Consider the following 25,738-nt stretch of genomic DNA (forward strand, 5'->3'; position numbering starts at 1 on the left):
CTGGCACGAATCGGACATGCACGATCCAGCCGCGGCATCCCCCGTGCGCCCTGCCGCCCCGGGGCCGGCGCTACCCGGCCCCGGGGCGGCAGGAGAGCCGCTTCTGTGTTCAGGCATCCTTTCTCACGACCTGCTGTTCCTCCTCGGGGTGGCCGGAGTTCTCCCGCGGGCGACCGGAGTTCTCCTCGGCAGGATGGGCAGGTTGCCCAGCCGGCACCGAATCCGGTCGTTGCCGGCGGAACCGGCGCCAGCCGGGCCGGTGCTTTTCACCCGGCGGAATCAGCGCCGCGGTGCCCCGTCGCAGCCGCAGGCCGGCCAGCATGGCGACGCTGGCTGTCACGCTCCGCGTGACATCGTCCGGCCCGGACACCGTGGCGGCGATGGAGGCGAGACCCGCGACGCCGACCGTCACGACCGCGAGGACGGCCGCGACCAGCAGCCGGCCGCTGACGAGCGCGATCCCGCTGAGCACCACGCCGAGCATGATCAACGTGTTCGTGGACGGCAACGTGATCGTCTGGTCGCCTTCCGCAAGCGCCGCTACCGCGGCGAACACCTGGGCGGTCATCGTGCCTCCCGCCGGTGCCGAGCCGCAACGTGGATCCGGGAGCTGGATACCAAGCGGTTACCTGTCTGGAACAGCGGACGCGGGAGAAGGACTATTGTCAAGAACGGTCCGTTCTCCCACCGGGGCCAACCGGGGTGCGGGTCAAGCTGGTCCGGTTCGGCGGGTGGGTGCGCCAACACCCTCCCGCCGACCGCGCCGGGTGAGTCGCCCGACATGGTCGTTATTTCCGAATAGATGGTCATCGCTGCCTTTCCGCGTCTCTTCCATGTCTTTCGGGAATCGTCTTCCGCGGCCGTGGGGCCCGGGATCGCCCAACCGTCGCCCCGGTCCGTGCGGACCCTGACCGAAGGGGCGCGCAAGTATGGTTCACCTCGCCTGTCCGAAGGCCCGGAGAGCCCAGAGATGACGAAGAGCGGCCCACCCCTTGCGATCAGGTGAATCCGCCCACCGGGACGCGCCGGAGCGTCCCCGCGCCATACGCACGACAGGAGTGGCCCAGCGCTCGGCGGCCCTCGGACGAACCCGCGAACCGACGCCTGATCAGGCCAGGGCATCGATCTCGCGGTTTGCGGACTCTGCCTCATAGCGCCACATCCTTTGAGAAGGAGGGGCCGCCTCGCTGCGGGCGATGCCTACACTATGCAGACCAAACTGTGGTAATGCAAGAACTATTCATGAAGATCAAATAATTCATAATCCGTCCACCTGTGGCGGATGATCATATAGACGATCTTGACGGCTCGCCGCTTCCGGCACAACCGCCCCAGACCAACCCGGTCCTGCGGCAGGCTCGGTGAGCTGGTTAAGATGCGGGTCAGCCTCCACAAGGGGCAAGTCATCCGTCGATACTCCGACCGGCCAGCTCACCCGCATAGCCGACGGCTCGACGAGCATAGACGACCCGCCGGCGCCCGGAGGATGATGAGCTGGGCCTCCGCGCCCCGCGGAGCCGGGAGCCCGGCTCCGCGGGCCTTGTGAACTCCGTTCCCGGAGCCACGACGCGAAAACCACGATCGCGTCGACCCTGGCCCGCTGGACGCCGGGTCGTCCCACCATGCCCGTTCATCGCGACCAGGAGCCACCGTGAGCACCAACACGCCAGGTATAGTCATTGCTACTTCCTGCGACTATTCGGGAAGTTGTCCAACCGTCTACCAGGAGGGCCCCGATACCGTCCTGGTGCAGGGATACGTGGTCGACTCCGGTCACGACGTACCGGACGGCGAATCCATGGTCCGCATCCCGGTCGCGCTCCTGCGTCAGGCCGCCCAGGCGCTACAGGCCTGACCGGCCCCCCGACCAGCCACCCACACGGCCTGAAGGAATCTGTAACGGCGAACCCGCGGCGCGGCGACATGAACGTCATCCGCCACCGCGCCGCTGTCATTCTGGCCAGCCAGGGAGCTGGGCCGCTCGGATCTCCGGACCGACTCGGAAGGGTATGGCATGAGAAACCTCCCGGACGATGACGCGTCGGCCCGAACGGCCGGAGCGCAGCTGGGAGCCGAACTCGCGGTCCTGCGGCACCGGCACCGGCTCAGCGGCCAGGAGCTCAGCGGCCAGGAGCTCGCCAGCCGAACCGGAATGAGTCAGTCGAAAATATCCCGAATAGAGACCGGTACGGTCACACCCAGCCCTGACGACGTCGAAGCGATCGTGCGTGCGCTCGACGAGCCGGAGACAGTGGTGTCGCAGTTCCGGCAGGCAGCCGAACGCCTCGTGTCCGGCGCGGACCCGGTCATCGACCCCAGCCCCTACATCGGCCGCTTCCAGCCCCAGTACCTCGAGCACGAGTCCGCCGCCCAGGTCGTCCGCTTCTTTCAGCCGACCCTCGTACCCGGCCTGTTGCAGACGAGCGAATACGCACAGGCGATCATCCTGCGTTTCTGCGAGCTGTTCGACATCGACTACCTCGCCGACGGCGCCCGGGCGGTGGCCCTGCGGATGGAACGGCAGCGAATTCTGTACGACGAACGGCGGACCTTCTACTTCGTGCTGCTGGAGTCGGTGCTCGCCTATCCGGTGGCGGCACCCGCGGCCATGATCGCCCAGATCGACCGCATCCGGGAGCTGGCGACCAGCCGGCCGAACATCACCATCGCCCTGGTCCCCAACGGGACCGAGCTCGTGGTGCCGCCGTCCAGCAGCATAGAAATACTGGACGAGAACCGCGCGCTGACCGAAACAATACTGTCCGTGGTGTCGCACAAGAACCCCGAGACCGTCCAGATCCTGCTTCGGATCTTCGCCGAGTTCGAGAGCAAGGCGACCACCGACATCGACCCGATCCTCGACCGCCACCGCCGCGCCTACATCGAACAGATCCTCTCCGAACAGCGCTGACCGCTCGGCGCGAGCACGGCCCCAGGCGGTGCTGGCGAACCCGTTCCGGGAGAGTCCGTTGTCAGGCCCAGAGGGTAAGATCTACGCCTATGAGCACGGCCGACGACCGGACCCGCGCACATGCACTGGTCGATGACCTGTTGGGCCAGCCCGACCAGGCTGCCGACAGGTCCGTCGCGGTACTGCACGCTCATGCTGCGGCACTTGCATGGATACGTGACACCACCGGCCTCTACCCGGCGTCCCCCGGCATCGTCGCGGAACTGAACAGCGTCGCCGGGCGTCTGCGCACCGGGATCGACGACCGTGACCCGGTAGCCGTGCTCGGCCAAGCGGCTGTCGATGCGCTTGCCGCGCACCGAGCAAGCGCTGCCGCGTGAGCGGCTACGTCCTCGACGACCTCGCGCTGAGCGCGGGCCTGGCCGGTACCGGCAGCGAACATCATCGCAGGGAGTTGTCCCGACTGCTGCGCGGTGCGATCGACGGTGGTCCGGCCCTGGACGTGCCAGCGCTGTGCTTGGCCGAGGCCACCGCCGCCCGTCCCGCCATCGCCGGGCACCTCGCCGACATCATCGCGGTCGCTCCGGCTGGCGCAATCGATATTTGCGGGCTGACCCGTACCGGCTACCTCGGCACTCTCCGTTCGCACAACCCTCACCTGGACTGGCCCGCCAGCCACGCCGCGATGCTCGCCCTCGCGACTGGTTTACCGGTCCTTACCGTCGATTCCGACCGGTACGGTGGCGTTCCTGTCAATGTGCTGTCTCTGTAAATGATCTCTGCGGATCGTCGCTGTCGGAGAAGACAGCCCACCTCGACCGGAACCACGGCGACGAGGGCCAGAAACACGAGAAGGCGCTTGAAACACCGGGACCACACCGGCAAGCCGGCCTGTCCGCGACCGCCGCTGGCATCGCAGCCGCGGACAACGAACTGGAGGAAGCCAACCGGCGGATGCGGATAGCGCCACTACGAGCATCGGCTCTCTCCGTGACGCGGCTGTCAGCCCCAGAGGGTGCTGATCAGCAGGTCGATCTCGCGGCGGCCGTCATCCTGGCGCAGGTGATAGAGCCTGAGCTTGATCTCAGGATACTGGTTTCCCGCAGCCTTCGATTTCGCGGTGAAGGTGATCGGCAAGTGCAGAGCCTGCACCTGCGACGAATCCGGTGTAGGCGGCGCGTTGTCGGTGGTCGTGTGGGGCGAGGTATGCGGGGTGGAGACGGATGTCGCCGCCGGTGAGCACTTCCCAGATGCGCATGGTCGCGTGCCTGCGCCGCGCGGTATTCGGCCGGATGGCCGCGTGCCTGCAGGCGGAGTCGAGCCGTTGCTCGTCCAGGAGGTCGATGTCGCGGAAGATCCGGCGACGGCGCCCGTAATCGATGGGTGGGGGCGTGGTGAGCAGGGTGTCGAGAAGCTGGTCGAGCGCGAGCAGCGTGTTCGTGGTCTGACCGACATAGTCGATGCGGGCCCAGACCGCGCGGGCGGTCGAGGCCGCCCGCGCGGGAAGATCGAGCATGGTCGGGATGCGACGCCAGGTCAGGAACGTGCCCGCGCGGACGAGGGCCATCGCGAGGGTGGCGGGAAACGCGGCGGTGTTCTTGCCGGTGGGCCGGGTGAGGGTCGCGGTGATCGACAGGTTCACCGAACACTTACCAACCGGGATACAACCGGGCACTGCATGCCGGCTTTGCTCGTCCGGCCGGTTCTGCGGCGATCCGCCACCATGGCTGCTGAGGGACCTGCAGACAGCCGGTCGTGTCGGCGGCACTCATGGCCCCGCCTCGACCGGGTCGGATCGTCATGCGAGTAAATGATGTGCCGTTGATCACAGTTGGGATTGTCACGCCAGGCACGACCCGCTCCGTCGTGAAGGTGTGAGTGAACGTATCTTGATTTCGAAGGTGGCGCCGGCCGGATACCAGGCGGTTGCCGCGTTGCAGCGCTACGTCACGTCGACCGTCGATCCAACCCTCCTGGAACTGGTCAAGCTGCGGGCATCGGTCCTCAACAGTTGCGCGTACTGCATTGACATGCACAGCCGCCACGCCCTCGCGGCCGGAGAGGACAGCCGCCGGCTGTTCGCGGTGGCGGCCTGGCGTGAGTCGCCGTTCTTCAACAATCGGGAACGTGCCGCGCTGGCGCTGACCGACGCCGTGACCCGCCTGGGCGAGCAGGGGGTACCCGACGAGGTGTGGGACAGCGCGGTGAAGCACTGGTCGGACGAGGATGTCGCGAACCTGATTCTCGCCATTGCGACGATCAACGTGTGGAATCGGATCGCCGTGTCGACGGGAATGCGGCCACCAGCGGGATGACACCGTTCGCCGCGGAAGCCGCTGACCAGTTCGTCGCCCATCGGCCGATGCTGCACGGCCTGGCCTACCGGCTGTTGGGCAGTTGGCACGACGCTGAAGATGTCATGCAGGAGGCGTATGTGCGCTGGTCCGGCGTTGACCGGGCGAGCGTGAGCGAGCCGCGCCGGTACCTGACCACAGTGGTGGCGCGATTGGCTGTCGACCACCTGCGTAGGCGACGCGCGCTTCGCGAGGGCTACGTCGGCGAGTGGCTGCCGGAACCGGTGGCAACTGATCCGTCGCCATTCGGAGTGATCGACACCTCCGACCTGTCGCTGGCCGTGCTGCATCTCATGGAGCGGCTCACGCCGCCGCAGCGCGCGGTGTACGTACTGCGGACGGCGTTCGAGCTGCCGTATGACGAGATCGCCGCGATCCTCGATCGCACGTCGGAGGACTGCCGGCAGCTGCACCGGCGGGCCGCACAGGCATTGGATACGCGCCGGCCGAGGTTCGTCCCCAACCGGGACGAGCATCGGCGTCTGCTCAGCGACTTCGTGGCCGCTGCCCGCGACGGCGACCTGCCAAGGCTGGAGAGCATGCTGCGCGCCGACGTCATCGCGTGGACCGACGGCGGCGGCCGGGCCCGCGCCGCGCGCAGACCGATCGCCGGGCGGGCCAGGGTTGCGTACTTCTTCGCCCGCATCTACCGGCGGAGAGGGACATTCAAGGTCGTGCACATCGACCTCAACGGCGCTCCCGCCATGGTCATAGAGACTTCGAAGTCCGTACACGCGCTCCTCGTCGAAGCGGACGACCATAAGATCGTCGGCGTGTACGTGGTCGCCAACCCTGACAAGCTCGCCGCGGTCCGATGAAAACGACCCGATGAAAATATGGGTCGGAGTCACCGAGGTTTAATGCATGCCCCACACCCTGCGGACATGAAGCTCGGCATTTGCGCGCAGAACATCGACAATCGAGTAGGCGGTCGAATGCGATGAGGTGTAGCCTCGGTAAAGTTCTACTATTTCGTAACCGCTGACCGCATTGTCTATTGACAAGGTGCGGTCGATGGCGACCCGCGATGTGACAACGGGCCTTGTATCGATAATAACGATCTGACCATCGTCACAAACGGCGAGAAGCGGGTTGAGGTTACCATTCTTAATTGGTGCGAACAGCTTCCAACCGATTAGGTTCGTCGGCCGCGGAGTCCACCACCTCCCCTGCCTGCTTCCGCGCGGCTTCAGGAGAATCGACGACGGGGATGCTCTTTCGCCGCACATCGTCGGAACGAACTCACCCCGTATCAAATCGATGAGTTCGGTCGAACACTCGACCCCGAACGGATGGAGCGCCTCCCGGCGAAGCCGCTCCTGCTCTCGCCCCCACGCCTGCCTATCCTTCTCGACTTGCTCGGTATCGATCTTTCTCGCGGTCTCATCTCTCCATGTCATTCTTCCCCTCGGGGCCTCGCGGGCGAGCGACAGCAGAATCATCACTATAGTGGCAGAGGAGGACTCGAGGAAGTCCCCAGGCGGCCCACCAACGGAAGTAACAAGCAAACGGTCGGCTGGGAGTTTCCCAGGAATTCCGTCAGGCGCTCGGACAGCCCGCGGAGTCGATCATTGGGCGGTATACAGCCCACCTCGACCGGAACCACGGCGACGAGGGCCAGAAACACGAGAAGGCGCTTGAAAAACCGGGGGCACCGTCAAGCTGGCCTGTCCGCGACCGCCGCCAGCATCGCCGCCGCCGCGGACAACGAACTGGAGGAAGCCGACCGGCGGATGCGGACAGCGCCACTGCGGGCACCGGTTCTCTTCGTGAGGTGGCTGTCAGCCCCAGAGGGTGCTGATCGGCAGGGCGAAGACGCGGTCGTCGATGCGGAACGCGCGGGGGCCGGTATGTAGGACGGCTCCGGCGACGAAGCGCTCTTCGAGCTGGTCGCGTAGCCAGACGAGGTGACGGGCGTCCGACGTGGTCGGCGCCGCGGTGGCCTTGATCTCCAGTGCGACGACCTGGTCGCCGCCGAGTTCGATCAGTAGGTCGATCTCGCGACGGCCGTCCTCCTGGCGCAGGTGATAGAGCCTGGGCTCCAGCGGGCTGAGGGCCAGTTCGGGACGGATCTGCGCGACGACGAACGTGTCGATGACACGTCCGAGCAGGTGGCCGTCGCGCAGGACCGCGCGTGGTGTGGCCCGCAGCGCGGCGCCGAGCAGCGACGAGTCCACGAGGTAGCGCTTGGGCCTCTTGACCAGGCGCTGTAGCCGCTGGGTGGACCATGCCGGTATCTGGTCGAGAACGAAGAGATTGGTCATGAGCCGCTCGTAGGCGACGACGGTCCGCCGGTCCAGGTTCGCGGCGCGCACGATGGTCTCGTCGGTCGTGACAGCGGCGGTGGTGAGCGCGAGGGCCTCGACGTAGCGGCGGAGCCGGTCGGGGTCGCGCCGGGACTCGACGTGCTGGGCATCGCGGGTGACCAACTGGTCGAGGTAGCCGGCCAGCCAGGCGCGCCTGGCCAGACCGCTCAGGCGAAGGACGGTGTCCGGAAAACCGCCGCGTAGGGCGAGCTCGATGTAGCCAAGAAGATCTGGCGGGTCCGCGGGCACGGTGAGCGCGTCGAGTTCGGCGGTGGCCAGACGATCGATGAACAGTGTCCCGGGCGAGCGCCGGTCGGCCTCCCTTACCGTGAGCCCGTAGAGGGGCAGCCGGACCACACGCCCGGTACCCGGCCAGGTCCGGGTCTCCAGGTCAGCCATGACGCTGCCGGTCAGCAGGAAGCGGCCCGGCCGGGGGTCGTCGTCGACCGCTCTCTTCACCGCGCCGAGGACATCAGGGACCTCCTGCCATTCGTCGAGCAGGACCGGCTCGGGCAGCGCACGCAGCGCTGTGTCCGGATCGGCACGGAAGGCGGCGGCCTCGACTGGGCGGTCGAGACGGACGGTGGAGCGGGCCAGCCGGCGCGCGGTGGTTGTCTTGCCGGTCGCGCGGGGGCCCACCATCAGCAACGCCGGTAGCTGCGTCACCAGCTCCGAGAGCAGGGAGTCCACCATCCGCGGGACGTAGCCGGCACCATCCATGATCTCAGGATACCGATTTCCCACAGCCTTGAATGCCGATCACCTGCATGCTTCAGCGCCGATCACCTGCATCCTTCGATGCCGATCACCTGCGTGTTTCGATGCCGATCACCTGCGAGGTTCGGGCCGATACGGGAAGCTGGGGCGGCGCATGGAGACCTTGAGCTGATCGGCGGTGTGGAGCGTCGCGCTGTTCGGGTCAGCCTGCCGTTCAGGTCAGCCGGCCATGTCGACGAAGCGGGAGTAGTGGCCCTGGAAGGCCACGGTGACGGTGCCGGTCGGGCCGTTGCGGTGCTTTGCGACGATCAGGTCGGCCTCGCCGGCGCGGGCCGATTCCTTCTCCACGGCGTCCTCCCGGTAGAGCAGGATCACGGCGTCCGCGTCCTGCTCGAGGGAGCCCGACTCGCGCAGGTCGGAGATCTGCGGGCGTTTGTCCGCGCGCTGCTCGGACGCCCGGTTGAGCTGGGAGATCGCCACCACCGGGATGTCCAGCTCCTTGGCGAGCAGTTTGAGCGAACGCGATATCTCGCTGACCTCCTGCTGGCGGCTCTCGGTGCGCTTCGGTGAGGACATCAGCTGAAGGTAGTCGAGGACGATCATCCGTAGGCCGTTGCGCTGCTTCAGGCGGCGGGCCTTCGCCCGGATCTCCATCATGGTCAGGTGCGGGCTGTCGTCGATGAACAGGGGCGCGTCGGCGACCTCGCCCATCCGGCGGGCCAGCCGGGCCCAGTCATCGTCGGTGAGCCGGCCGGTGCGGATGTTCTGCAGGGACACCCGCGCCTCCGCCGACAGCAGCCGCATGGTGATCTCCATTCGGCTCATCTCCAGCGAGAAGATCACAGACGCCATGCCGTTGCGAATCGACGCGGACCGGGCAAGGTCCAGCCCGAGCGTGCTCTTGCCGACGGCAGGCCTGGCCGCGATGATCCACAGCTGGCCGCCGTGGAGACCGTTGGTCAGCTCGTCGAGATCGTTGAAGCCGGTGGGGACGCCGGTCAGCGCGCCGTCGTGCCCCGCGATCGCCTCGATCTCCTCCAGCGCGGGGTTGAGCAGGTCGCCGAGTGGCGCGTAGTCCTCACTCGAGCGGCGTTCGGTGACCTCGTAGACGGCGGCCTGCGCGCGATCGACCACCTCGTCCACGTCCTGGGCGGGGCCGTAGGCGAGCTGGACGATGCGGGTGCCCGCCTCGGCGAGACGGCGCAGAACAGCCTTCTCCGCGACGATCCGGGCGTAGTAGCCGGCGTTCGCCGCGGTCGGGACGCTGGAGATGAGGGTGTGCAGGTAGCCCGGCCCGCCGACGCGCTCGAGCAGCTCCCGCCGGGCGAGTTCGGCGGCGACGCTGATCACGTCAGCCGGCTCGCCACGACCGTAGAGATCGCCGATGACACCGTAGATCGTGCTGTGCGCAGGACGGTAGAAGTCGCTCGCGGAGAGCACCTCGACGACGTCGGCGATCGCGTCCTTCGACAGCATCATGCCGCCCAGCGCGCTCTGCTCGGCAGCCAGATCATGCGGCGGCGTGCGGTCGAACTCGACCGGCCCGCTGGAAGCGGCCCGGGTGCGGTCGACATCGGTCAGCGTCACGGCTGTGGCCTCGTCATACCTGTAGCCCCGTCATGCCTGCCCCTTTCCCCACACCACACCATCTTCGAACATATGTTCGGTTACAGTGGCGACCCCGTCAATCCCTGGGGAGGCGTCTCCTCGAACACTTCACCGGGCGGCGTCGACTGTATGGGCGCACCCGCCCAGCATCCAAAAAGTTGTCCACAGACCCTGTGGACAACTCTGTGCACAACTCCGGAAAGGCTGGGGAAATCGCTGGGACAAGCCCGTCGGGGCTGTGGACAACCAGCCGGCGCTGACGTCGGCTGTGCTGCTATCAGCGCAGGAAGGGGGTCATCGCCGTCCATCCCCTGTGGATGGAAGAAATTCGACGACGAATCGTACGGAGACCCCCGCGCGGTCTCCGAGCGGTCGGCGGCCTGACAGCTGGCTGTCCAGAAAGCACAACAGGTGACCGCGATGTCGGCATCGGCCGGCCCAGCAGGAGCATGCCCGTCCAAGGCGAAGGCCGCGCGACAAAATCATCGCACGGCCTCTGCCTGTACTCGATCTCAGGGCGCCGGCCGCGCGACAAAATCATCGCACGGCCTCTGCCCGGGTGACTGACATCGCGGTCACCCGATCAGTGTGCTGTCCCGCGGGCGGCCGTTGTGGGCCGGCCGCGTTCGGCTGGTCGTCAGGCGGAGACGACCTCCAGCTTGACGGTCGCCACGACCTCCGGGTGCAGGTGCACCGACACGGTGTGGGACCCGAGCGACTTGATCGGCGAGGGCAGCTCGACCCGCCGACGGTCCAGGTCCGGGCCACCGGCTGCGGACACGGCCGCCACCACGTCCGTCGCCGTCACCGAGCCGAACAGCCGACCCTCCTTGCCCGCCCGGGTCACCAGTCGGATCGGCAGGGTCGCGAGCTGGCCGGCGATCTCCTTCGCCTGCCCGAGATCGCGTATCTCCCGGGCCGACCGGGCCCGACGGATCTGTTCGATCTGCTTCTCGGCGCCCCGGGTGGCCACGATCGCGTACCGGCGGGGAATGAGGTAGTTGCGCCCGTACCCCGCAGCGACCTGGACCGTGTCGCCCGGGCTGCCGAGGCCGGGTATCTCCTGGGTGAGGATGAGCTTCACGTCATCCTCCTCAGCGGGCCGTCGAGGTGTAGGGCAGCAGGGCCATCTCCCGGCTGTTCTTCACCGCGATCGCGATGTCACGCTGGTGCTGGCTGCAGTTGCCGGTCACCCGCCGAGCGCGGATCTTGCCGCGGTCGGAGATGAACTTCCGCAGCAGCGAGGTGTCCTTGTAGTCGATGTAGTCGGTCTTGTCCTTGCAGAACACGCAAACCTTCTTCTTCGGCTTGCGCACGGCCGCCTTGGCCATCGTGCACTCCTATGTCATGGCTTCGACCCGACGTCACGGCTTCGGCCCGACGCCGGTGGGCCCGGCCCCGGTCAGGCGCTGCCGGGGATCGGCTGGATCAGAACGGGGGCTCCTCGGAGTAGCCGCCGGGCGACGCCGACCACGGGTCGTCGGCAGGCCCGCCGCCGTATCCCGAGCCGCCACCGGACGGCCCGCCGTAGCCACCGCCCGCAGACGGCCCCCCGGACGCCGGCGGCCCACCGTAGCCACCGGAAGGCCCGCCGCCGTTGTAACCGCCGCCGGCGGCACCGCCACGACCGGCCTTGACGACCTTGGCGGTGGCGTACCGCAGCGACGGGCCGATCTCGTCGACGTCCAGCTCGACCACGGTCCGCTTCTCGCCCTCACGGGTCTCGAACGACCGCTGCTTGAGCCGGCCCTGGACGATGACCCGAGCGCCCTTCTGCAACGACTCCGCGACGTGCTCGGCGGCCTGCCGCCAGATGGAGCAGCGCAGGAACAGCGCGTCCCCGTCCTTCCACTCGTTGGTGGCCCGGTCGAGGGTGCGTGGTGTCGAGGCGACGGTGAAGCTGGCGACGGCCGCGCCGTTGGGCGTGAAACGAAGCTCGGGATCGTTCGTCAGGTTCCCGACCACCGTGATAACTGTCTCACCGGCCATGGGGCCGCTCCCTTCAGGCCGCGGCCCGCCGCCGCGGCTTCTTCTCGGGCAGCCGGATCACCTTGGTACGGATCACCGATTCGTTGAGGACGAGTTGACGGTCGAGTTCGGCGACGACGTCCGGCTCGGCGTGCAGGTCGATAATGGCGTAGATGCCCTCGAAACTCTTGCGGATCTCGTAGGCAAGCCGGCGGCGACCCCAGACGTCGACCTTCTCCACCACGCCGCCGCCGGAGCGGACGACGGTCAGGTACTGGTCGAGAGACGGCGCCACCGTGCGCTCCTCGAGATCCGGCTCGAGGATCACCATCAGTTCATAATGACGTGGCAAGGGTGAACCCACCTCCTGTGGACTCGGGCGGCCACGGAGGGTTCCGTGGCAGGAGGGACAGTGCCGCACACGGCCGGACGCGGAGCGGACCCGCACGGACCGACCAGCGGCAACGTCGCAAACACTACTCGATACCGCCCGGCCCGATACCACCCGGCCACAGGCCGATCGGCCGGACCCACCCGCTGCCCTTCCCCGTCGTCGTCCACTCCCCGTCGTCATCCGCTGTCGTCATTCACCACCGTCATCCACCGCCGTCATCCGTCACCTCGCGCGTCTCGCGGGTCACGCCGGTGGACTCGGTGCCTGGCGCCGGCTCCGGGAGCGTCACCTCGCGGGTCCCGCGCCCGCGTGCGGCGGCGACCACCCGCAGACCGGCACTGGCCACCCCCACGACGAGCGTCAGCGAGATCACCACCAGCAGGCCGTGCACGTGCCGGCCGGGTGACGGCCAGATCGCGGCGACCACGGCCACGGCGGCGGCCAGGCCGACGGACGCGACGAACGGCGCGAACCCGCGGCCTGTGACACCGACACCCCTCACAGCTCCATATCCTGCCCGTGCCATCCTTCCCCGATCCCACCACGGCCATCGGGTTCTTCCAGGGACGAAGGATCCACAATACGTGCCAGATCCCGCAGCTCACGGACGGCAAAAAGGTGTCGTTCCTCCACTTCCATTTCCATGGCCGGCGGGGCTCGTCCGGCCACACGATCCGATCGGTTCGCGGCCAGCGGACCGACCGCGGCTGACGTTATTTCCTTCCACACGTTTTCTGGCCGGCCGCGACATGGCGAGGCCCGAGGCGACCACGGTATTTACTGATATTTTTGCCTCCGGTCACCTTGTGGTTCCGCTCTCCGACGGGAACGGAGCTAATTTCGGCGCCATGCCTGTGAGTCCTCGTGGTGAAGTGGTGGGATCGGGGGTTCCGGCCGACATGGCCGAGGACATGACGATCGCCGAGCAGCACGAATGGCTGCGGACTTTTCTCCGCCGCCGGCCGGTCAGCAGACGGAGCATCCTGCTCGGTGGGCTGGCCGGGGCCGGCGCGGCGAGCCTGCTCGGCACGCCGTTCGGCCGGGCCGCCTACGCCGGTGCGACCACCGACAGCCCCCTGCTGGTCGGCGGCCGGCACGCCGCGTTCGGCGCCGACCCGTCCCGACAGCTGCGGCTCGCGGCGCAGCTGTCGCGTAACCCCGGCCGAGGCAGGGTGCTGGTCGACATCGGGCCGGGCCGCGGGCTCGGCCACACGGCCGAGGCGGAGATCCGTCCGCTGCTGTCCCAGGTCCCGCAGGTCGACGGCTCGATCTACACGGTCGAGCAGTACTACGTGCACGCGGCGTTCGACAACCTGGCACCAGGACACGAGTACTACTACCGTTTTCGAATCCCGGGCGGGAGCGCCACCCCCGTCCAGGCGATCCGCACCGGCCACCGGAAGGGGCGCGAGGGCGGTTCCTTCCGGTTCACGATGATGGGTGACCAGGGGTCGAACACCACCCCGCCGGGTCTCCCGCCGGGCCGGTTCGACGACAACTACTACCAGGCGGACAACGACCCGACCGTCGTGCACGCCTCGGCCATCACCGCGACCATCGCCCGGCAGGACCCGGTGTTCCATCTGCTCGCCGGAGACATCTGCTACGCGGATCCGTCGGGTGCGGGGCTGCCGCCCAGGCGGAACCTCGCCGGCTCACCGCCGGCCGGTTTCGACAACTACGACCCGACCGTCTGGGACGTCTACCTGGCCGGCATCGAGGCCAGCGCCGCCCGCACCCCGTGGATGTTCGCCACCGGCAACCACGACATGGAGGCGCTGTACTCCCCGCACGGCTACGGCGGCCACCACGCCCGGCTGGACCTGCCCGACGGCGGGCCGAAGGGCTGCCCCAGCGTGTACTCGTTCGTCCACGGCAACGTGGCCGTGCTCTCGCTGGACGCGAACGACGTCAGCTTCGAGATCAGGACGAACACCGGCTACTCCGGCGGGGCGCAGACCTCGTGGGTGGAGCGGACGCTGAAGGCCCACCGCGCCGACCCGGACATCGACTTCATCGTCTGTTTCTTCCACCACTGCGCCTACTCGACGACCGCGCAGCACGCCAGCGACGGCGGGGTCCGCGGCGCGTGGGCAGGGCTGTTCGACAGATACCAGGTCGACCTGGTGCTGCAGGGCCACAACCACCTCTACGAGCGGACCGACCCGATCCGCGAGAACACCCCGACCAGGCAGGCCCCCGACGGTTCGGTCATCGAGCCGGCGAAGGACGGCACCACCTACATCGTCGCCGGCAGCGGTGGACGGCCCCGCTACCAGTTCCAGGGCGGGGAGCCGGAGTCCTACCGCGGAAAGATCGTTCCGGGTTCCAACGCCGTGCCGAACAGCTACGTCTGGCAGTCGGACGGGACGAAGCTGACCGAGTCCATCAACTGGTCGCGGACCCGGTTCGACAACTACGCGATCGTGGTCGCCGACTCTGATCCGGGCCAGCCGGGCGGATACTCCACCCTGACCCTCCGGGGTGTGGACGAGCACGGCACCGAGTTCGACCGGGTGACCCTGCGCCGGGCCGTTGCGCGCGGCCACACCGTTCCCACGAAGAACCCGCCCGATCACCCGGGATCCGCGCCCGGTCACCGCTGAAACGCGGCCTCCGGCGGCACAAACCGCTGATCATGCCCACGGCCGGCTGCCGTCCAGCCACGTGCCGGGCGTGATCGAACATCTGTCAGGCACGCCCTAGTAGACTGTCGCTGCTTAGTTCTGGTGTGTCTTGTGTCTGGGTGAGAGGGTTGGGTCTGGCAGGTCTCCCCGTCCCTCTGCCGGTCAGGACTGTGTCGTGGGTTCGCAGAAGAAGTGGCCGGTCACCTTGACCGAGGCTGATCGTGACGAGTTGGTTCGGGTGACCTCGACGGGGGTTCATCCGGCGTCGATGATCCGGCGGGCGCGGGTCCTGCTCGCGTTGGACACCTCGGTCGGCCCGGTTGCCTCCCAAGAAGAACTCGTGGTCCGGGTCGGGGTCTCGGGTGAGACGCTGCGGCTGGTCGCGAAGCGGTTCACCGAGACCGGTGGGGATGTGGGGGCCACGATCGGTCGGAAGGCACGGGAGCTTCCCCCGGTGCCTTCCCCGGTGACCGGCGAGGTTGAGGCCAGACTGATCGCGCTGGCATGCTCGCAGCCACCGGCTGGTTATGCACGCTGGTCGCTGCGGCTGTTGGAAAAGCACGTCGCGCTGGTCGCCGACATCCCGGACCTGGACCATTCCACCATCGGCCGGGTCTTAAAAAAACGAGGTTGCGTCCTCATCTGAGGAAGTGCTGGACCATCCCACCGAGGGCGAACGCGCAGTTCGCCGCGCGGATGGAAGACGTTCTGGCGGTCTACGCCCGGCCCCACAACCCGGGCGTGCCCGTGGTGTGCATGGACGAGAAGCCCTACCAGCTGTTGGCCCACGCCCGCGACCCGATCCCCGCCACGCCAGGGCGTGACCGGCGCGAGGACTCCGAGTACGTGCGCCACGGAACCTGCTCGATCTTCTGCTGGGTCGAGCCACTCGCCGGCTGGCGCCGCGTCCAGGCCACCCCACGGCGCACCAGGATCGACTGGGCACACCACGTCAGGCGCCTGCTCACCCTCGACTACCCCGACGCCGAACGGGTCGTGCTGGTCATGGACAACCTCAACACCCACGACATCTCCTCGCTCTACGAGGCCTTCGACCCGGCCGTCGCGTTCGCACTCGCGCAACGACTCGAGATCCACCACACCCCCAAACACGGCTCCTGGCTCAACATCGCCGAAATCGAACTCGCCGCCCTGACCCGCCAATGCCTCGACCGCCGCATCGACACCCTCGACGTCCTGAACACCGAACTCGACGCCTGGCAGACAGCCGTCAACGCCAACCAGCGCCAAGTCAACTGGCACTTCACCACCGATGACGCCCGCACCAAACTCCGCCACCTATACCCCACACATTAGCGGCGACAGTCTACTAGTCGACCCACTGACCCTGGGTGAAGGCGATGACGAAGGCCACCATCACAGGGGCTGACAGCCAGATGTACACCGAGCGCACCCATGGCCGGCGAGTCACGACGCGTCCGAGCAGCAGGTATGTCGGGAATGCCACCAGCATCGTCCGGATGCCCGAGGCGTAGTAGTTCGAGCAGCTCATCAACAGCGTGGCGCCGCCGACGAAGGTGGCCTCGCCGAAGCGGGCCGAACGCAGGAGCGCCACGGTCACCACGACCCCGACGACGACCGCGGCCACCTCGCCGCGCCAGAACCAGGTGAACGCCGACGACTGGGACGCGTCGAAGGCCGAGCGCCAGCTCGTCCGCCAGCCCTCCCACGGCCAGTCGACCCATCGCTGCCAGCCGTCCCGCATGGCCTGCGTGTAGGCGTCCCAGTGGCCGGTGCGCACCCGCAGGTAGGAGACGAAAGCGAGGACGGGCAGCGGTGGCAGGGCAAGCGCGAGCCCCGCCGGCGCGAACACCGGCAGCCCCGCACGCCGCCGGCTGACCACGTACTGGACGGCCAGCGCCAGGCAGAAGGGGATCCCGGTGACCCGGGTGGACGCGGCGCCCGCGCCGAGCAGGCCCGCCAGCCACCAGCGCTGCCGACGCGCCGCGAGCCAGGACGTGGTGGCGAAACCGAGAAAGATCGCCTCGGAGTACGCGGCGCACAGGAACACCGCGTACGGGAACAGCACGACGGCGATGACCGCGAAGTCCGCGCCGCGCCGGTCAGGCGCGCCCCACCCGTCCGATGCCGCCCACCCGCCCGGTGCGCCTGCCAGGGCCGGCGTGGTGTCCCGGGTGTCCGGCAGGCTGCCGCGGCCCGCCACGGCTGTCCGGTCCCTGATATCCGTTTGGTCCCTGACAGCTGTCCGGTGCCTGGTCGTCGGTGCTGTCCGGTCCGCCGTCGCGTCGTCCACCCACGTCTGGTCGTCCATCTGCATCTGCCAGATGGCCGCCATGGCCGCGGCCCCCGCCACGAACGAGACGGCCATCCCGGCGAAGGTCCAGTCCGGGACGAAAAGGTGCGCGAGGCGCATCGCGAGCGGGAATCCGGGGAAGTCCACCTCGGTACGGTCGGTGTATTCCGGCGACGCGTAGCCGAACCGCGCGACCTTGGTGAACAGCCCGACGTCCCAGCGGTCCCACAACGTGCGCAGCCCTGGCAGCTCGGCGAGCGGGCGGCCGGAGAGCGCCCGGGACGCGGCCAGCGAGAGCACGATCACCGCGATCCGGCTGGCGACCCACACCGGCAGGGTGGCCTGGACGGCCGACGGCAGCCGCCCCCACCACGACCGAGCGGCGTCCACCACGCCGGCGCTACCCGGCTGCGGACGCGGAAACCCCGGACTCGGACTCGGACGCCCCGGATCCGGATGCGGGGCCCGGATCTCCCCCGGTCCGGTCAGCTCCGCTCCGGTACGGCCCGGTCCGGCGGGGTCCGCCGGCGGACCGTCCAGTGCCGGTGTCACGGGCCGGCACCCGCCGTGGCCGATCCGCCCTGCTGATCACCACCGACCAGCGAGCGGTGGGGGGGCATCCGGTAGGTGTCCCAACGCGCCTTCCGGCCGGCATCCGCGGTGGCCTCGGCGGCGGGCGTCGCCGGAACGCCCGCCGCGCGCCGGCCGCGACGGTCCGGGACACCGTCGAGAACGCCGCCGGCCGGGTCGTCCGCCCCGGTCGCGCGGACCACGTCCAGCTCCGGCCGCAGGATCTCGCGGACGACCAGCCCCGCCAGCACGCACAGCACGAGATCACGGATGACGACGGCGCCCACGAACCAGCCGCGGCCGATCCCGTGCGCTCCGTTGGTGTCGTTGTAGACGAAGTGCAGGAACCGGGTGAGCAGCACATACGCCTCGCTGGCCTGCCAGGCGAGGAATGCCGGCCAGCGCGGCCTGGCCAGCGCCACCAGCGGTATCAGCCACAGCGTGTACTGCGGGGAGAAGACCTTGTTGGTCACCAGGAAGGCGACGACGGTGAGGAACAGCAGCGCCGGCAGCCGCGGCCGCCGCGGCGCGAACCAGCCGAGCGCCGCAATGCCCACCAGCAGCGTCCCGAGAGCAAGCATCGAGGCGATGTTGAGGGTATCGGTGGGGATCCCGTCGTCCCGGACGCTGCCGAGCACCTTCGGGACCGCGACCACCACCACCAGCCAGCCCGCCAGCCCGGCCAGCGCGATCGGTACCCGCCGCGCCGGCCAGCGCACAGCGGCCGCGAAACCCGCCGCCACCAGCAGGAGGCCGGCCAGCAGGATGGCGATCAGATGCACGGGGCCGAACGCCCGCGGTGAGAAGGAGCTGGCCAGCCAGGTCGTGGCGAAGGCCAGGGAGTCCCAGTCCGGGCCCCGCTGCGAGTTCAGGTCGACGAAGCGCAGCATCGCGTTCGTGGCCCCGCCCGGGGCATGCCCGTCGAGCAGGGTGAGCCAGTCACCACCGGCCCAGAACGTCGTCCAGATGCTGTCGCCGATGCGTTGATCTTCGGTGAAATAGCCGGCGATCAGCCACAGCGGCACCCACACGGCCGCGGCGGTCACGATCGTCGCCACCATGGTCCGGACGAAGGCCCAGCCCCGGCCCGCGCGCAGGGCCAGCACGGCCAGCGGCAGCAGGAACAGCAGCGGGTAGAACTTGGTCGCCGCCCCAAGCCCGAACAGGATACCGGCGACCACCGGCGCACGGCGTGACCAGGCCAGCAGCCCGGCGGCGGCGAACGCGACCGCGACGATGTCCCAGTTGGTCAGCAGATGCAACACCAGGGCGGGGGCGAGGGCGAACAGAGCCGCGTCCCACACCCGGGCCCGGCCCGCCGTCAGCGCCGTACAGAAGACCGCGACACAGGTCATGACCAGGAACAGCAGGGCCGTGACGTCGTAGAAGACGGCGGTGCGCTGGTCGATGGTGTAACCGACCAGCACCTGCCTGCCGTCCTCGTCCCGGTACACCGGCTGCGACGGCGAGGCGACGCCGGAGACCGACGAGGCGAACTGCATGACCGCGCCGATCAGCGGCGGATACTCGGTCGGATAGTCGAGGAAGGGACGTTTGCCCGTGGCCAGGCCTTCCTGGCCGTAGAGGGCGACCACGTCGGAGTAGCACATCCGCGTGTACTGGTACTCGTCCGACCAGTTGCGGGTGTCCCGGCAGGGCAGCTTCTGCGCGTACGCGAGGACACACGCGAGGACGGTGAACGCCATGAGCACCCGCAGCGGCGTCCACCAGCTCCGGCTGGCGCCGATACGCGCATGATCGCCTGGCGGGCCGCCGACGAGCATGCTGGCACCGGCGACCACCGGGTCCTCCCGGGACGGGCAGACCGGGGTGACGGGTGCCGCCTGCGACGAGCGCTCGCCATCCGCCCCGGCCGCCAGCGGCCGCACGGTCATCCGCGGGCCTGTCGACACCGCCCGGCAGCCTGCCGGGGCATCCGGTGTCCTACCGTCTCGGCTCGGTGGACGCCGGCGGCGATCCGGAAGATCCCGGAGAACCTAGCCATACGCCATCGCCACCCGTGCAACACGCCTTCCCGTTCGATGGGAGGGAGATCCGGCCGGTCTGGGCAGAGGAGTCCGCGGGAGTTTCGGCCGGCCGCTCCAGCCCTGCCGGCTCACCCGGTCGTGTCCTGGCCGAACTGCGGTAACCCGTCGTCATTGTTCCTTGAACGCCGCGGGTTCGGGGTCGGTGACTGTCCGTCCTGCCCGTTGGCGGACAGGGTCGAATCCGCCGACGGTGAGAGCAGCGCTGTCGGGCGACCGTGCCGGTCGCGGTCGGGCTCGTCCGCCGGCTCCGTCACCTCGGGCGAGACCGTGGGCTCCGGTGAGAAGGTCGGCTCCGGGGTCGGTGACGGCGACGCGTTGGTGACGGTGCCGCCGTACTTCGCCGGGGGGAAGCTCTGGGGCGCGACGCCGGTGAGGGCGCCGTCCATGAATGCCTTCCAGATCTTCGCCGGGTAGCCGCCGCCGTAGACACCGCCGGCGGCCCCGGGGATGCCGGTCAGCGCGGTCGCCTTGCTCACCCCGCCGTCACCGCGGAACATGTTCACGCAGGCCGCGACCTGCGGAACGTAACCACAGAACCACGCGGTCCGGAAGTTGTCCGTGGTGCCGGTCTTGCCGGCCGCCGGCCGGCCGTCGGCAAGCTGCGCCGACTTGCCCGTGCCGTTCTTCAGGACCGACTGCAGCGCGTACGTCACATCGGCCGCCACGGTCGCGGGGATGGCGTTCTTCGCGTTGGTCGGCCCCTCGTAGATGACCTTGCCCTTGCCGTCGATCACCCGGTCGACCAGGTGCGGGGCGACGGCCTTGCCGTTGTTGGCGAAGGTGCCGTAGACCGCGACCATGTCCTTGGCGGCGATGCCGTCACGGCCGAGGGTCACCCCGCCGTCGTCGGTCAGCGGGACGTCCTTGCCCACCCCCAGTGCGCGCGCGGTGGAGATGACGTTGCCGATGCCGGCCTCGATGCCCAGCGGGACGTAGACGGTGTTGACCGACTCGGCGGTCGCGTCGATCAGGTTCAGGTACCCGAAGTTGCCGTGCTCCTCGTCGTTGCGGACCATGTACGTCCCGCTGCCATCGGCGGCCTTGCCGGGAATCTCCAGCACGTCCGGAGCCTCGTAGACCGACTTGAGGCTGATTCCCTTCTGCAGCGCGGCCGCCAGCGTGATCGGTTTGAAGGTCGACCCCGGCGGCACCCGTGCTCCGGAGACGTTGTCGACGTAGGAGGTCTGACCGTTGTCGCCCTTGCCGTAGATCGAGCCCCCGTACCAGGCCAGCACCCGGCCGGTACCCGGCTCGACCGCGACCAGGCCGGTCTTCAGGTCGGGAACGGCGGCGTAGGGCTTGGCCAGCACGTTCGTCACGGCCAGGTAGGCGGCGGTCTGCCGGCCCTGGTCGATGCTGGTCTGGATGCGCAGGCCCTCCAGGTTGATCTGCTGCTCGCTGATCCCGGCCGCGATCAGCTCGTCCTTGACCTGGTCCCGGATGTAGGCGGCCTGCGGTGAGGAGACCGCCATGCCGTTGGACCTGTCCCGCTCCAGGGTCACCGGCGGCTTCTTGTCCGAGGTCGCGCGGGACGCGTCCAGCCAGCCCTTCTCGACCATCGTGTCCAGCACCTCGTGCCACCGGCGCTCGGCGGCGGCCGGGGTCACCCGCGGGTCAAGCCCGTTCGGGGAGCGGATCAGCCCGGCGATGACCGCACCCTCCTCCGCGGTCAGGCTCTTGGCCGGTTTGCCGAAGTACGTCTTGGACGCGGCCTCGATGCCGTACGCTCCACGACCGAAGTAGATCGTGTTGAGGTAGGACTCCAGGATCTCGTCCTTGGAGTACTTCTGGGCGAGCTTGACCGCGAGGACGATCTCCTTCATCTTGCGGGAGAAGGTGCGCTCCTGCGTCAGATAGGCGTTCTTGGCGTACTGCTGAGTGATCGTCGATCCGCCCTGGGAGATCTCCCCACCGCGGACGTTCACCCACAGCGCCCGGGCGATACCCCGCGGGGAGATACCGGGCTCGCTGTAGAAGTTCTTGTTCTCCGCCGCGAGCACGGCGTGCTGGACGTCGACCGAGACCTCGGAGAGCGGGACGTCCGTCCGGTTGACCGTCCCGATCTTGGCGATCTCGGTGGTGCGGTCCGCGTAGGTGATGATGGACGTCTGCTCGGCGGCGTTGACGGCCGCCGGCAGCGGCACCTTCGTCAGGGAGTAGAGGACGGCGACCAGCGCGGCGAACATCAGCACGCCGGCCAGCAGCCCGAACATGACCAGCCGCCGCAGCCACAGCGGACGGTTCCGCCAGAACATCGGCCCTCGTCTTCCCTGGCCAGGCCGGACCGGCGGCTGCTCCGCCTCGTCCGCGAGGCCGCGACGACCGTCGACGCGGGTCGACGACGCGCCCGGGGGATCCGCCGGACCCGCGCCCGCGCGTTTGCGGACGCCGTTGGCCGGGGCCGCGGCGGGGACGTCGTCCGGGCGGGGACGGCGGACGTAGGTGGTGGAGTCGGCGGTGCGTTCCCGGACGCCGATGCGCTCCATGGTGGCCCGGTCGGTCGTGTCGTACATGTTGTTGACGGGCTTGCTGTCGGCAGGCTGCCCGCGTCGCTCGTCCCGCACCGCGGTCCGGTCCGTCTCGCCGTATGTGTTCTCGCCGTATGTGTTGCTGCCGGGGGTGGCGCCCGCCTGGCCGGACACGCCACCGCCGGGCCGGGCCGCGCCGTTCGGGCGGCTGTCGAGATGGCCGTTCACAGGGCCGGCATCCGGATGATCACCCTCGGCCGGCGCACGGTCGGCCGGAGTGCGGTCGGCCGGAGTGCGGCGAACGTGGGTACGGCCGTCGTCATCGCGCGGGTACACGTCCCGATCGTAGATGTTGGCCTCACTGACAGTCCCGTCCGTGGCTGCGGGAGTGAACCCCGCGTCGTCGGTGGCTGTTGTCAGACGGTACGCCGCCCCCCGCAACCGCCCGTCCACCGGGTTCCCGCCAACGTGCGGGAAACCCTGCGATGGTGGGCCCGGGCCCCGACTACTCCTCGGCCGTCCTGCGGCGGGCCGTCCGTTTGACCCGGGGCCGACCGGTTCCGATCACGAATGACATGATCAGGTGGTTCCAGGAGCAGGACGTGCAGACCTCCACGACGTAGACCCGTAGCTCGCTGAACTGCCGCGCGAGGGCCGGCAGGTCCCTGGTCGCCCGTACCCGGCCGGAACTGACGCCAAGCTCGTCACCATAGGTATATGTGACGTTGATCAACGGCTCGCGGCCCCGGCAGACCGGGCAGCGTCTGCCGCTCGCCTCCCCGTGATATCTGGCCGCCCGCAGCAGGTACGGGTGCGCGTCACACACATCCGTGGTCGACACTCTGCCGGCATGCAGGTCAGCGAGTGTCGCCCGCCGGGCGAGCGCGTAGTCGACAACCGACCGTGGACGCATGGCATAAGACGGTACGCCGGATGCGTCGCGCTGGCAGACGCTCCGGACACAAGCCCATGCGACGCCGAAAGGACTCCGGGCGCCGGACACGACACGTAATGGTTGTCCATACAAATACCGACAGGACGGACTCCGGGCCGGTGGCAACGATCCAGCCATCCCGCCTTTCTGTACCGGACACCTCCGGTTGCCTTCGTTATCCCGAAGTGGCATGCTCGATGTATCGAAACGATATGTCTTACAGAGACGTCCCGACTAGAAAGATCCTGGTCAGAGATGTCCTGGCCAGCCGCGGTTCCCAGCCGCCGCGGTTCCCAGCCGGGTGCGACACCTGGCGGGTACGGCGCCAGGCGGGTACGGCCCCGCACAACTCGTACGGACACAGTTCGTACGGACACAGTTCATACAGATACAGCTCGCACACAGACACAGCTCACGCACAGACACAGCTTCGCGGTGACACGGCCTTGCGGTGGCACGGCCCCGTGACGGCACGGCTCACCGCCGGATCAGTACGTCCCATCGCCGGATCAGCACAGACGAACAGATCGAACCGACGGATCGCGGCGGCGAGCCGTCCTGGACACACCGGTCACGTCAGCGTCACGGCTGACCTCCGATGACTTCCGAGGAAAGGAGCGAGGATGTTGGAGCTGGCCGTCCTCGCGCTGCTCTCCGAGAGCCCCATGCACGGCTACGAGCTGCGCAAACGCCTCAACACCGTGCTGGGCACCTTCCATCGCTTCAGCTACGGCTCGCTGTACCCCTGCCTGCGCAAGCTGCAGGCCGAGCACTACGTCACGGCCGACGACTCCAGCGCCGCGAACCGTCTCGGCGGCCGCAGCCGCGTCGTCTACACCCTCACCGCCGAGGGCAAGGAGCGCCTGGCCGCCCTGCTCGGCGAGGGCGGCCCGTCCTCCTGGGAGGACGAGATGTTCGGCGTCCGGTTCGCGTTCTTCGGCAAGACCGACGCGGACGTGCGGCTGCGCATCCTCGAAGGCCGCCGCGGCCGGCTGGAGGAACGGCGCGAGAAGGTCCGCTCCGCGCTGGCCAGGACCCGTGAGCGTTTCGACTCCTACACCCTCGAGCTGCAGCGCCACGGCCTTGAGTCCGTCGAACGCGAGGTTCGCTGGCTGACCGAGCTGATCGAGACGGAACGCGCGCAGGCACCGGCCAGCGGACGCGCGCGCCCGGCGACGACCGTCGGGCCGCCGGGCGAACCACCCGCGGAAACATCCACAGAGTTGTCCACCGATCCGGCGCCGCCGACGCCGTCGGATCCGGGGGGAAACGGCAACGAGGCCCCGCCCGCGCGCTAGTGCCCGCGCCGGTGCGCCCACCTCGCCCCGGATCCCACCCACCCGCCTCCCACAACCCAGAAGGAGCAGACCGTCATGGGTTCGGTACGTGTCGCCATCGTCGGTGTAGGCAACTGCGCCGCCTCTCTCGTCCAGGGGGTCGAGTACTACCGCGACGCTGATCCGTCCGCGCAGGTCCCGGGCCTGATGCACACCCAGCTCGGGGAATACCACGTCGGGGACCTGGAGTTCGTCGCCGCGTTCGACGTGGACGCGAAGAAGGTCGGGCGGGACCTGTCCGAGGCCATCGGCGCCAGCGAGAACAACACGATCAAGATCGCGGAGGTGCCTCCGCTCGGGGTCACCGTCGCCCGCGGACACACCCTCGACGGCCTCGGCCGCTACTACCGGGAGACGATCGCCGAGTCCGACGACACCCCGGTGGACGTCGTCGCCGCCCTGCGCGAGGCCCGGGCCGACGTCCTCGTCTGCTATCTGCCCGTCGGCTCCGAGGAGGCGGCGAAGTTCTACGCCCAGGCCGCGATCGACGCCGGCGTCGGCTTCGTCAACTGCCTGCCGGTGTTCATCGCGGGCCGCCCCGAATGGGCGGAGAAGTTCCGCGCCGCGGGCGTCCCGATCGTCGGCGACGACATCAAGTCACAGGTCGGCGCCACCATCACCCACCGGGTGCTCGCCAAGCTGTTCGAGGACAGAGGCGTCGTCCTGGACCGCACGATGCAGCTCAACGTCGGCGGCAACATGGACTTCAAGAACATGCTCGAGCGGGACAGGCTGGAGTCCAAGAAGATCTCCAAGACGCAGGCGGTGACCTCCCAGGTCTCCCACGAGATCGGCAAGGACAACGTCCACATCGGCCCGTCCGACTACGTCGCCTGGCTGGACGACCGCAAGTGGGCCTACGTTCGGCTGGAGGGCCGCGCGTTCGGCGACGTGCCGCTGAACCTGGAGTACAAGCTCGAGGTCTGGGACTCCCCGAACAGCGCTGGCGTCGTCATCGACGCGGTCCGCTGCGCCAAGATCGCCCTTGACCGGGGTGTCGGCGGGCCGCTGCTCGCGGCGTCCTCCTACTTCATGAAGTCGCCGCCGGAGCAGTACCGGGACAACATCGCCCGGGACAAGGTGGAGGCGTTCATCCTGGGCGAATAGTCCATCCGGGGCGAATAACGGCCCTTCGCGGCGACCAACGGCCGTGGAGGCCACCGGTGAACGGTGCCCGGTCACCTGGAGGGGGTGGCCGGGCACCGTTGTGCCCGGACCTAG

25 protein-coding genes are annotated in these 25,738 nt (G+C 68.7%); 11 read left to right on the forward strand and 14 right to left on the reverse strand.

Features of this window, described 5'->3' with window-relative positions; translation table 11 throughout:
- Positions 1-109: 109 nt before the first annotated feature.
- Positions 110-568, reverse strand: coding sequence for a hypothetical protein (locus FSYMDG_RS22135; protein WP_013875601.1), 459 nt, complete (start codon positions 566-568; stop codon positions 110-112).
- 1,083 nt (positions 569-1,651) lie between these two features.
- Between FSYMDG_RS22135 and FSYMDG_RS25470 the strand changes: the two genes are divergently transcribed.
- The 4 genes from FSYMDG_RS25470 to FSYMDG_RS22150 all read left to right on the forward strand — a co-directional run bounded on the left by FSYMDG_RS25470 (position 1,652) and on the right by FSYMDG_RS22150 (position 3,683).
- Positions 1,652-1,855 carry a hypothetical protein gene (locus FSYMDG_RS25470; RefSeq protein ID WP_013875602.1) on the forward strand — a complete coding sequence of 68 codons (204 nt, stop codon included), beginning with the start codon at positions 1,652-1,654 and terminating at the stop codon, positions 1,853-1,855.
- 159 nt (positions 1,856-2,014) lie between these two features.
- Complete coding sequence (locus FSYMDG_RS22140) at positions 2,015-2,911, forward strand: helix-turn-helix domain-containing protein (protein WP_013875603.1); 897 nt, start codon at positions 2,015-2,017, stop codon at positions 2,909-2,911.
- Between the two features lie 89 nt (positions 2,912-3,000).
- A complete protein-coding gene (locus tag FSYMDG_RS22145; protein WP_013875604.1) occupies positions 3,001-3,291 on the forward strand; it encodes a hypothetical protein in 291 nt (96 codons plus the stop codon).
- Entirely contained in the window at positions 3,288-3,683 is a 396-nt protein-coding gene (locus FSYMDG_RS22150) for a hypothetical protein (protein ID WP_013875605.1), read from the forward strand. Before FSYMDG_RS22145 ends, FSYMDG_RS22150 begins: the two co-directional genes overlap by 4 nt.
- Positions 3,684-3,995: 312 nt before the next feature.
- Here FSYMDG_RS22150 and FSYMDG_RS22155 read toward each other — a convergent pair whose 3' ends face one another.
- A complete protein-coding gene (locus tag FSYMDG_RS22155) occupies positions 3,996-4,553 on the reverse strand; it encodes a hypothetical protein (RefSeq protein ID WP_013875606.1) in 558 nt (185 codons plus the stop codon).
- Between the two features lie 247 nt (positions 4,554-4,800).
- Between FSYMDG_RS22155 and FSYMDG_RS22160 the strand changes: the two genes are divergently transcribed.
- Together FSYMDG_RS22160 and sigJ are read left to right on the forward strand one after the other, a co-directional pair.
- Positions 4,801-5,226, forward strand: coding sequence for a carboxymuconolactone decarboxylase family protein (locus FSYMDG_RS22160; RefSeq protein WP_013875607.1), 426 nt, complete (start codon positions 4,801-4,803; stop codon positions 5,224-5,226).
- Positions 5,178-6,083, forward strand: coding sequence for an RNA polymerase sigma factor SigJ (gene sigJ, locus FSYMDG_RS22165; protein ID WP_202797648.1), 906 nt, complete (start codon positions 5,178-5,180; stop codon positions 6,081-6,083). Before FSYMDG_RS22160 ends, sigJ begins: the two co-directional genes overlap by 49 nt.
- 39 nt (positions 6,084-6,122) lie before the next feature.
- Here the strand turns inward: sigJ and FSYMDG_RS26615 are convergent, their stop codons facing one another.
- The 8 genes from FSYMDG_RS26615 to FSYMDG_RS22200 form a co-directional block, all read right to left on the reverse strand.
- Positions 6,123-6,707 (reverse strand): hypothetical protein, encoded by a 585-nt coding sequence (locus FSYMDG_RS26615; RefSeq protein ID WP_013875609.1) that lies wholly within the window; start codon positions 6,705-6,707, stop codon positions 6,123-6,125.
- Between the two features lie 339 nt (positions 6,708-7,046).
- Positions 7,047-8,291 (reverse strand): ATP-binding protein, encoded by a 1,245-nt coding sequence (locus FSYMDG_RS22170; protein WP_013875610.1) that lies wholly within the window; start codon positions 8,289-8,291, stop codon positions 7,047-7,049.
- 216 nt (positions 8,292-8,507) lie between these two features.
- On the reverse strand, positions 8,508-9,875 hold the full coding sequence (gene dnaB / locus FSYMDG_RS22175) for a replicative DNA helicase (protein ID WP_013875611.1): 1,368 nt from the start codon (positions 9,873-9,875) through the stop codon (positions 8,508-8,510).
- Between the two features lie 658 nt (positions 9,876-10,533).
- The gene (rplI, locus tag FSYMDG_RS22180) at positions 10,534-10,980 is read right to left on the reverse strand and encodes a 50S ribosomal protein L9 (protein ID WP_013875612.1); all 447 of its coding nucleotides are present in this window, start codon (positions 10,978-10,980) and stop codon (positions 10,534-10,536) included.
- Between the two features lie 10 nt (positions 10,981-10,990).
- Complete coding sequence (gene rpsR / locus FSYMDG_RS22185) at positions 10,991-11,227, reverse strand: 30S ribosomal protein S18 (protein WP_013875613.1); 237 nt, start codon at positions 11,225-11,227, stop codon at positions 10,991-10,993.
- A 97-nt stretch (positions 11,228-11,324) separates the two neighbouring features.
- Positions 11,325-11,885 (reverse strand): single-stranded DNA-binding protein, encoded by a 561-nt coding sequence (locus tag FSYMDG_RS22190; RefSeq protein WP_013875614.1) that lies wholly within the window; start codon positions 11,883-11,885, stop codon positions 11,325-11,327.
- Positions 11,886-11,898: 13 nt separating this feature from the next.
- Positions 11,899-12,216 (reverse strand): 30S ribosomal protein S6, encoded by a 318-nt coding sequence (gene rpsF / locus FSYMDG_RS22195; RefSeq protein WP_256386216.1) that lies wholly within the window; start codon positions 12,214-12,216, stop codon positions 11,899-11,901.
- Between the two features lie 244 nt (positions 12,217-12,460).
- Positions 12,461-12,760: a hypothetical protein gene (locus FSYMDG_RS22200; protein WP_013875616.1), complete on the reverse strand. Its 300-nt coding sequence runs from the start codon at positions 12,758-12,760 to the stop codon at positions 12,461-12,463.
- A gap of 397 nt (positions 12,761-13,157) precedes the next feature.
- Here FSYMDG_RS22200 and FSYMDG_RS22210 point away from each other — a divergent pair, with 397 nt between their 5' ends.
- From FSYMDG_RS22210 to FSYMDG_RS29055, 3 genes are all read left to right on the forward strand, one after another.
- Positions 13,158-14,864 carry a purple acid phosphatase family protein gene (locus FSYMDG_RS22210; protein ID WP_050803637.1) on the forward strand — a complete coding sequence of 569 codons (1,707 nt, stop codon included), beginning with the start codon at positions 13,158-13,160 and terminating at the stop codon, positions 14,862-14,864.
- 196 nt (positions 14,865-15,060) lie between these two features.
- A complete protein-coding gene (locus tag FSYMDG_RS29050; RefSeq protein WP_043602714.1) occupies positions 15,061-15,531 on the forward strand; it encodes a helix-turn-helix domain-containing protein in 471 nt (156 codons plus the stop codon).
- Positions 15,516-16,202: an IS630 family transposase gene (locus tag FSYMDG_RS29055; RefSeq protein WP_237702726.1), complete on the forward strand. Its 687-nt coding sequence runs from the start codon at positions 15,516-15,518 to the stop codon at positions 16,200-16,202. The genes FSYMDG_RS29050 and FSYMDG_RS29055 overlap by 16 nt, the downstream gene beginning before the upstream one ends.
- A gap of 13 nt (positions 16,203-16,215) precedes the next feature.
- On the opposite strand, the gene FSYMDG_RS27290 is transcribed toward FSYMDG_RS29055, so the two are convergent.
- The 4 genes from FSYMDG_RS27290 to FSYMDG_RS22240 form a co-directional block, all read right to left on the reverse strand.
- The gene (locus FSYMDG_RS27290) at positions 16,216-17,553 is read right to left on the reverse strand and encodes a hypothetical protein (protein WP_193353082.1); all 1,338 of its coding nucleotides are present in this window, start codon (positions 17,551-17,553) and stop codon (positions 16,216-16,218) included.
- A 155-nt stretch (positions 17,554-17,708) separates the two neighbouring features.
- A complete protein-coding gene (locus FSYMDG_RS22230) occupies positions 17,709-19,643 on the reverse strand; it encodes a hypothetical protein (RefSeq protein WP_165001789.1) in 1,935 nt (644 codons plus the stop codon).
- 203 nt (positions 19,644-19,846) lie between these two features.
- A complete protein-coding gene (locus FSYMDG_RS22235; protein WP_237702915.1) occupies positions 19,847-22,474 on the reverse strand; it encodes a transglycosylase domain-containing protein in 2,628 nt (875 codons plus the stop codon).
- A 277-nt stretch (positions 22,475-22,751) separates the two neighbouring features.
- Entirely contained in the window at positions 22,752-23,159 is a 408-nt protein-coding gene (locus FSYMDG_RS22240) for a DUF5318 family protein (protein ID WP_013875621.1), read from the reverse strand.
- A 644-nt stretch (positions 23,160-23,803) separates the two neighbouring features.
- On the opposite strand from FSYMDG_RS22240, the gene FSYMDG_RS22245 reads away from it, so the two are divergent.
- Both FSYMDG_RS22245 and FSYMDG_RS22250 read left to right on the forward strand, forming a co-directional pair.
- Complete coding sequence (locus FSYMDG_RS22245) at positions 23,804-24,478, forward strand: PadR family transcriptional regulator (RefSeq protein WP_013875622.1); 675 nt, start codon at positions 23,804-23,806, stop codon at positions 24,476-24,478.
- Positions 24,479-24,553: 75 nt separating this feature from the next.
- Positions 24,554-25,624: an inositol-3-phosphate synthase gene (locus FSYMDG_RS22250; RefSeq protein WP_013875623.1), complete on the forward strand. Its 1,071-nt coding sequence runs from the start codon at positions 24,554-24,556 to the stop codon at positions 25,622-25,624.
- The last annotated feature ends 114 nt before the right edge of the window (positions 25,625-25,738 follow it).

This window comes from Candidatus Protofrankia datiscae (genome assembly GCF_000177615.2).
GTDB classification, from domain to species: Bacteria; Actinomycetota; Actinomycetes; order Frankiales; family Frankiaceae; genus Protofrankia; species Protofrankia coriariae.

Bases quoted from the DNA above. Each gene is read 5' to 3' on its own strand.
- FSYMDG_RS22135 (WP_013875601.1), bottom strand. From the start codon at position 568: ATGACCGCCCAGGTGTTCGCCGCGGTAGCGGCGCTTGCGGAAGGCGAC.
- FSYMDG_RS22140 (WP_013875603.1), top strand. From the start codon at position 2,015: ATGAGAAACCTCCCGGACGATGACGCGTCGGCCCGAACGGCCGGAGCG.
- FSYMDG_RS22145 (WP_013875604.1), top strand. From the start codon at position 3,001: ATGAGCACGGCCGACGACCGGACCCGCGCACATGCACTGGTCGATGAC.
- FSYMDG_RS26615 (WP_013875609.1), bottom strand. From the start codon at position 6,707: ATGATTCTGCTGTCGCTCGCCCGCGAGGCCCCGAGGGGAAGAATGACA.
- FSYMDG_RS22170 (WP_013875610.1), bottom strand. From the start codon at position 8,291: ATGGATGGTGCCGGCTACGTCCCGCGGATGGTGGACTCCCTGCTCTCG.
- rpsR (WP_013875613.1), bottom strand. From the start codon at position 11,227: ATGGCCAAGGCGGCCGTGCGCAAGCCGAAGAAGAAGGTTTGCGTGTTC.
- FSYMDG_RS22190 (WP_013875614.1), bottom strand. From the start codon at position 11,885: ATGGCCGGTGAGACAGTTATCACGGTGGTCGGGAACCTGACGAACGAT.
- FSYMDG_RS22210 (WP_050803637.1), top strand. From the start codon at position 13,158: ATGGCCGAGGACATGACGATCGCCGAGCAGCACGAATGGCTGCGGACT.
- FSYMDG_RS22240 (WP_013875621.1), bottom strand. From the start codon at position 23,159: ATGCGTCCACGGTCGGTTGTCGACTACGCGCTCGCCCGGCGGGCGACA.
- FSYMDG_RS22245 (WP_013875622.1), top strand. From the start codon at position 23,804: ATGTTGGAGCTGGCCGTCCTCGCGCTGCTCTCCGAGAGCCCCATGCAC.
- FSYMDG_RS22250 (WP_013875623.1), top strand. From the start codon at position 24,554: ATGGGTTCGGTACGTGTCGCCATCGTCGGTGTAGGCAACTGCGCCGCC.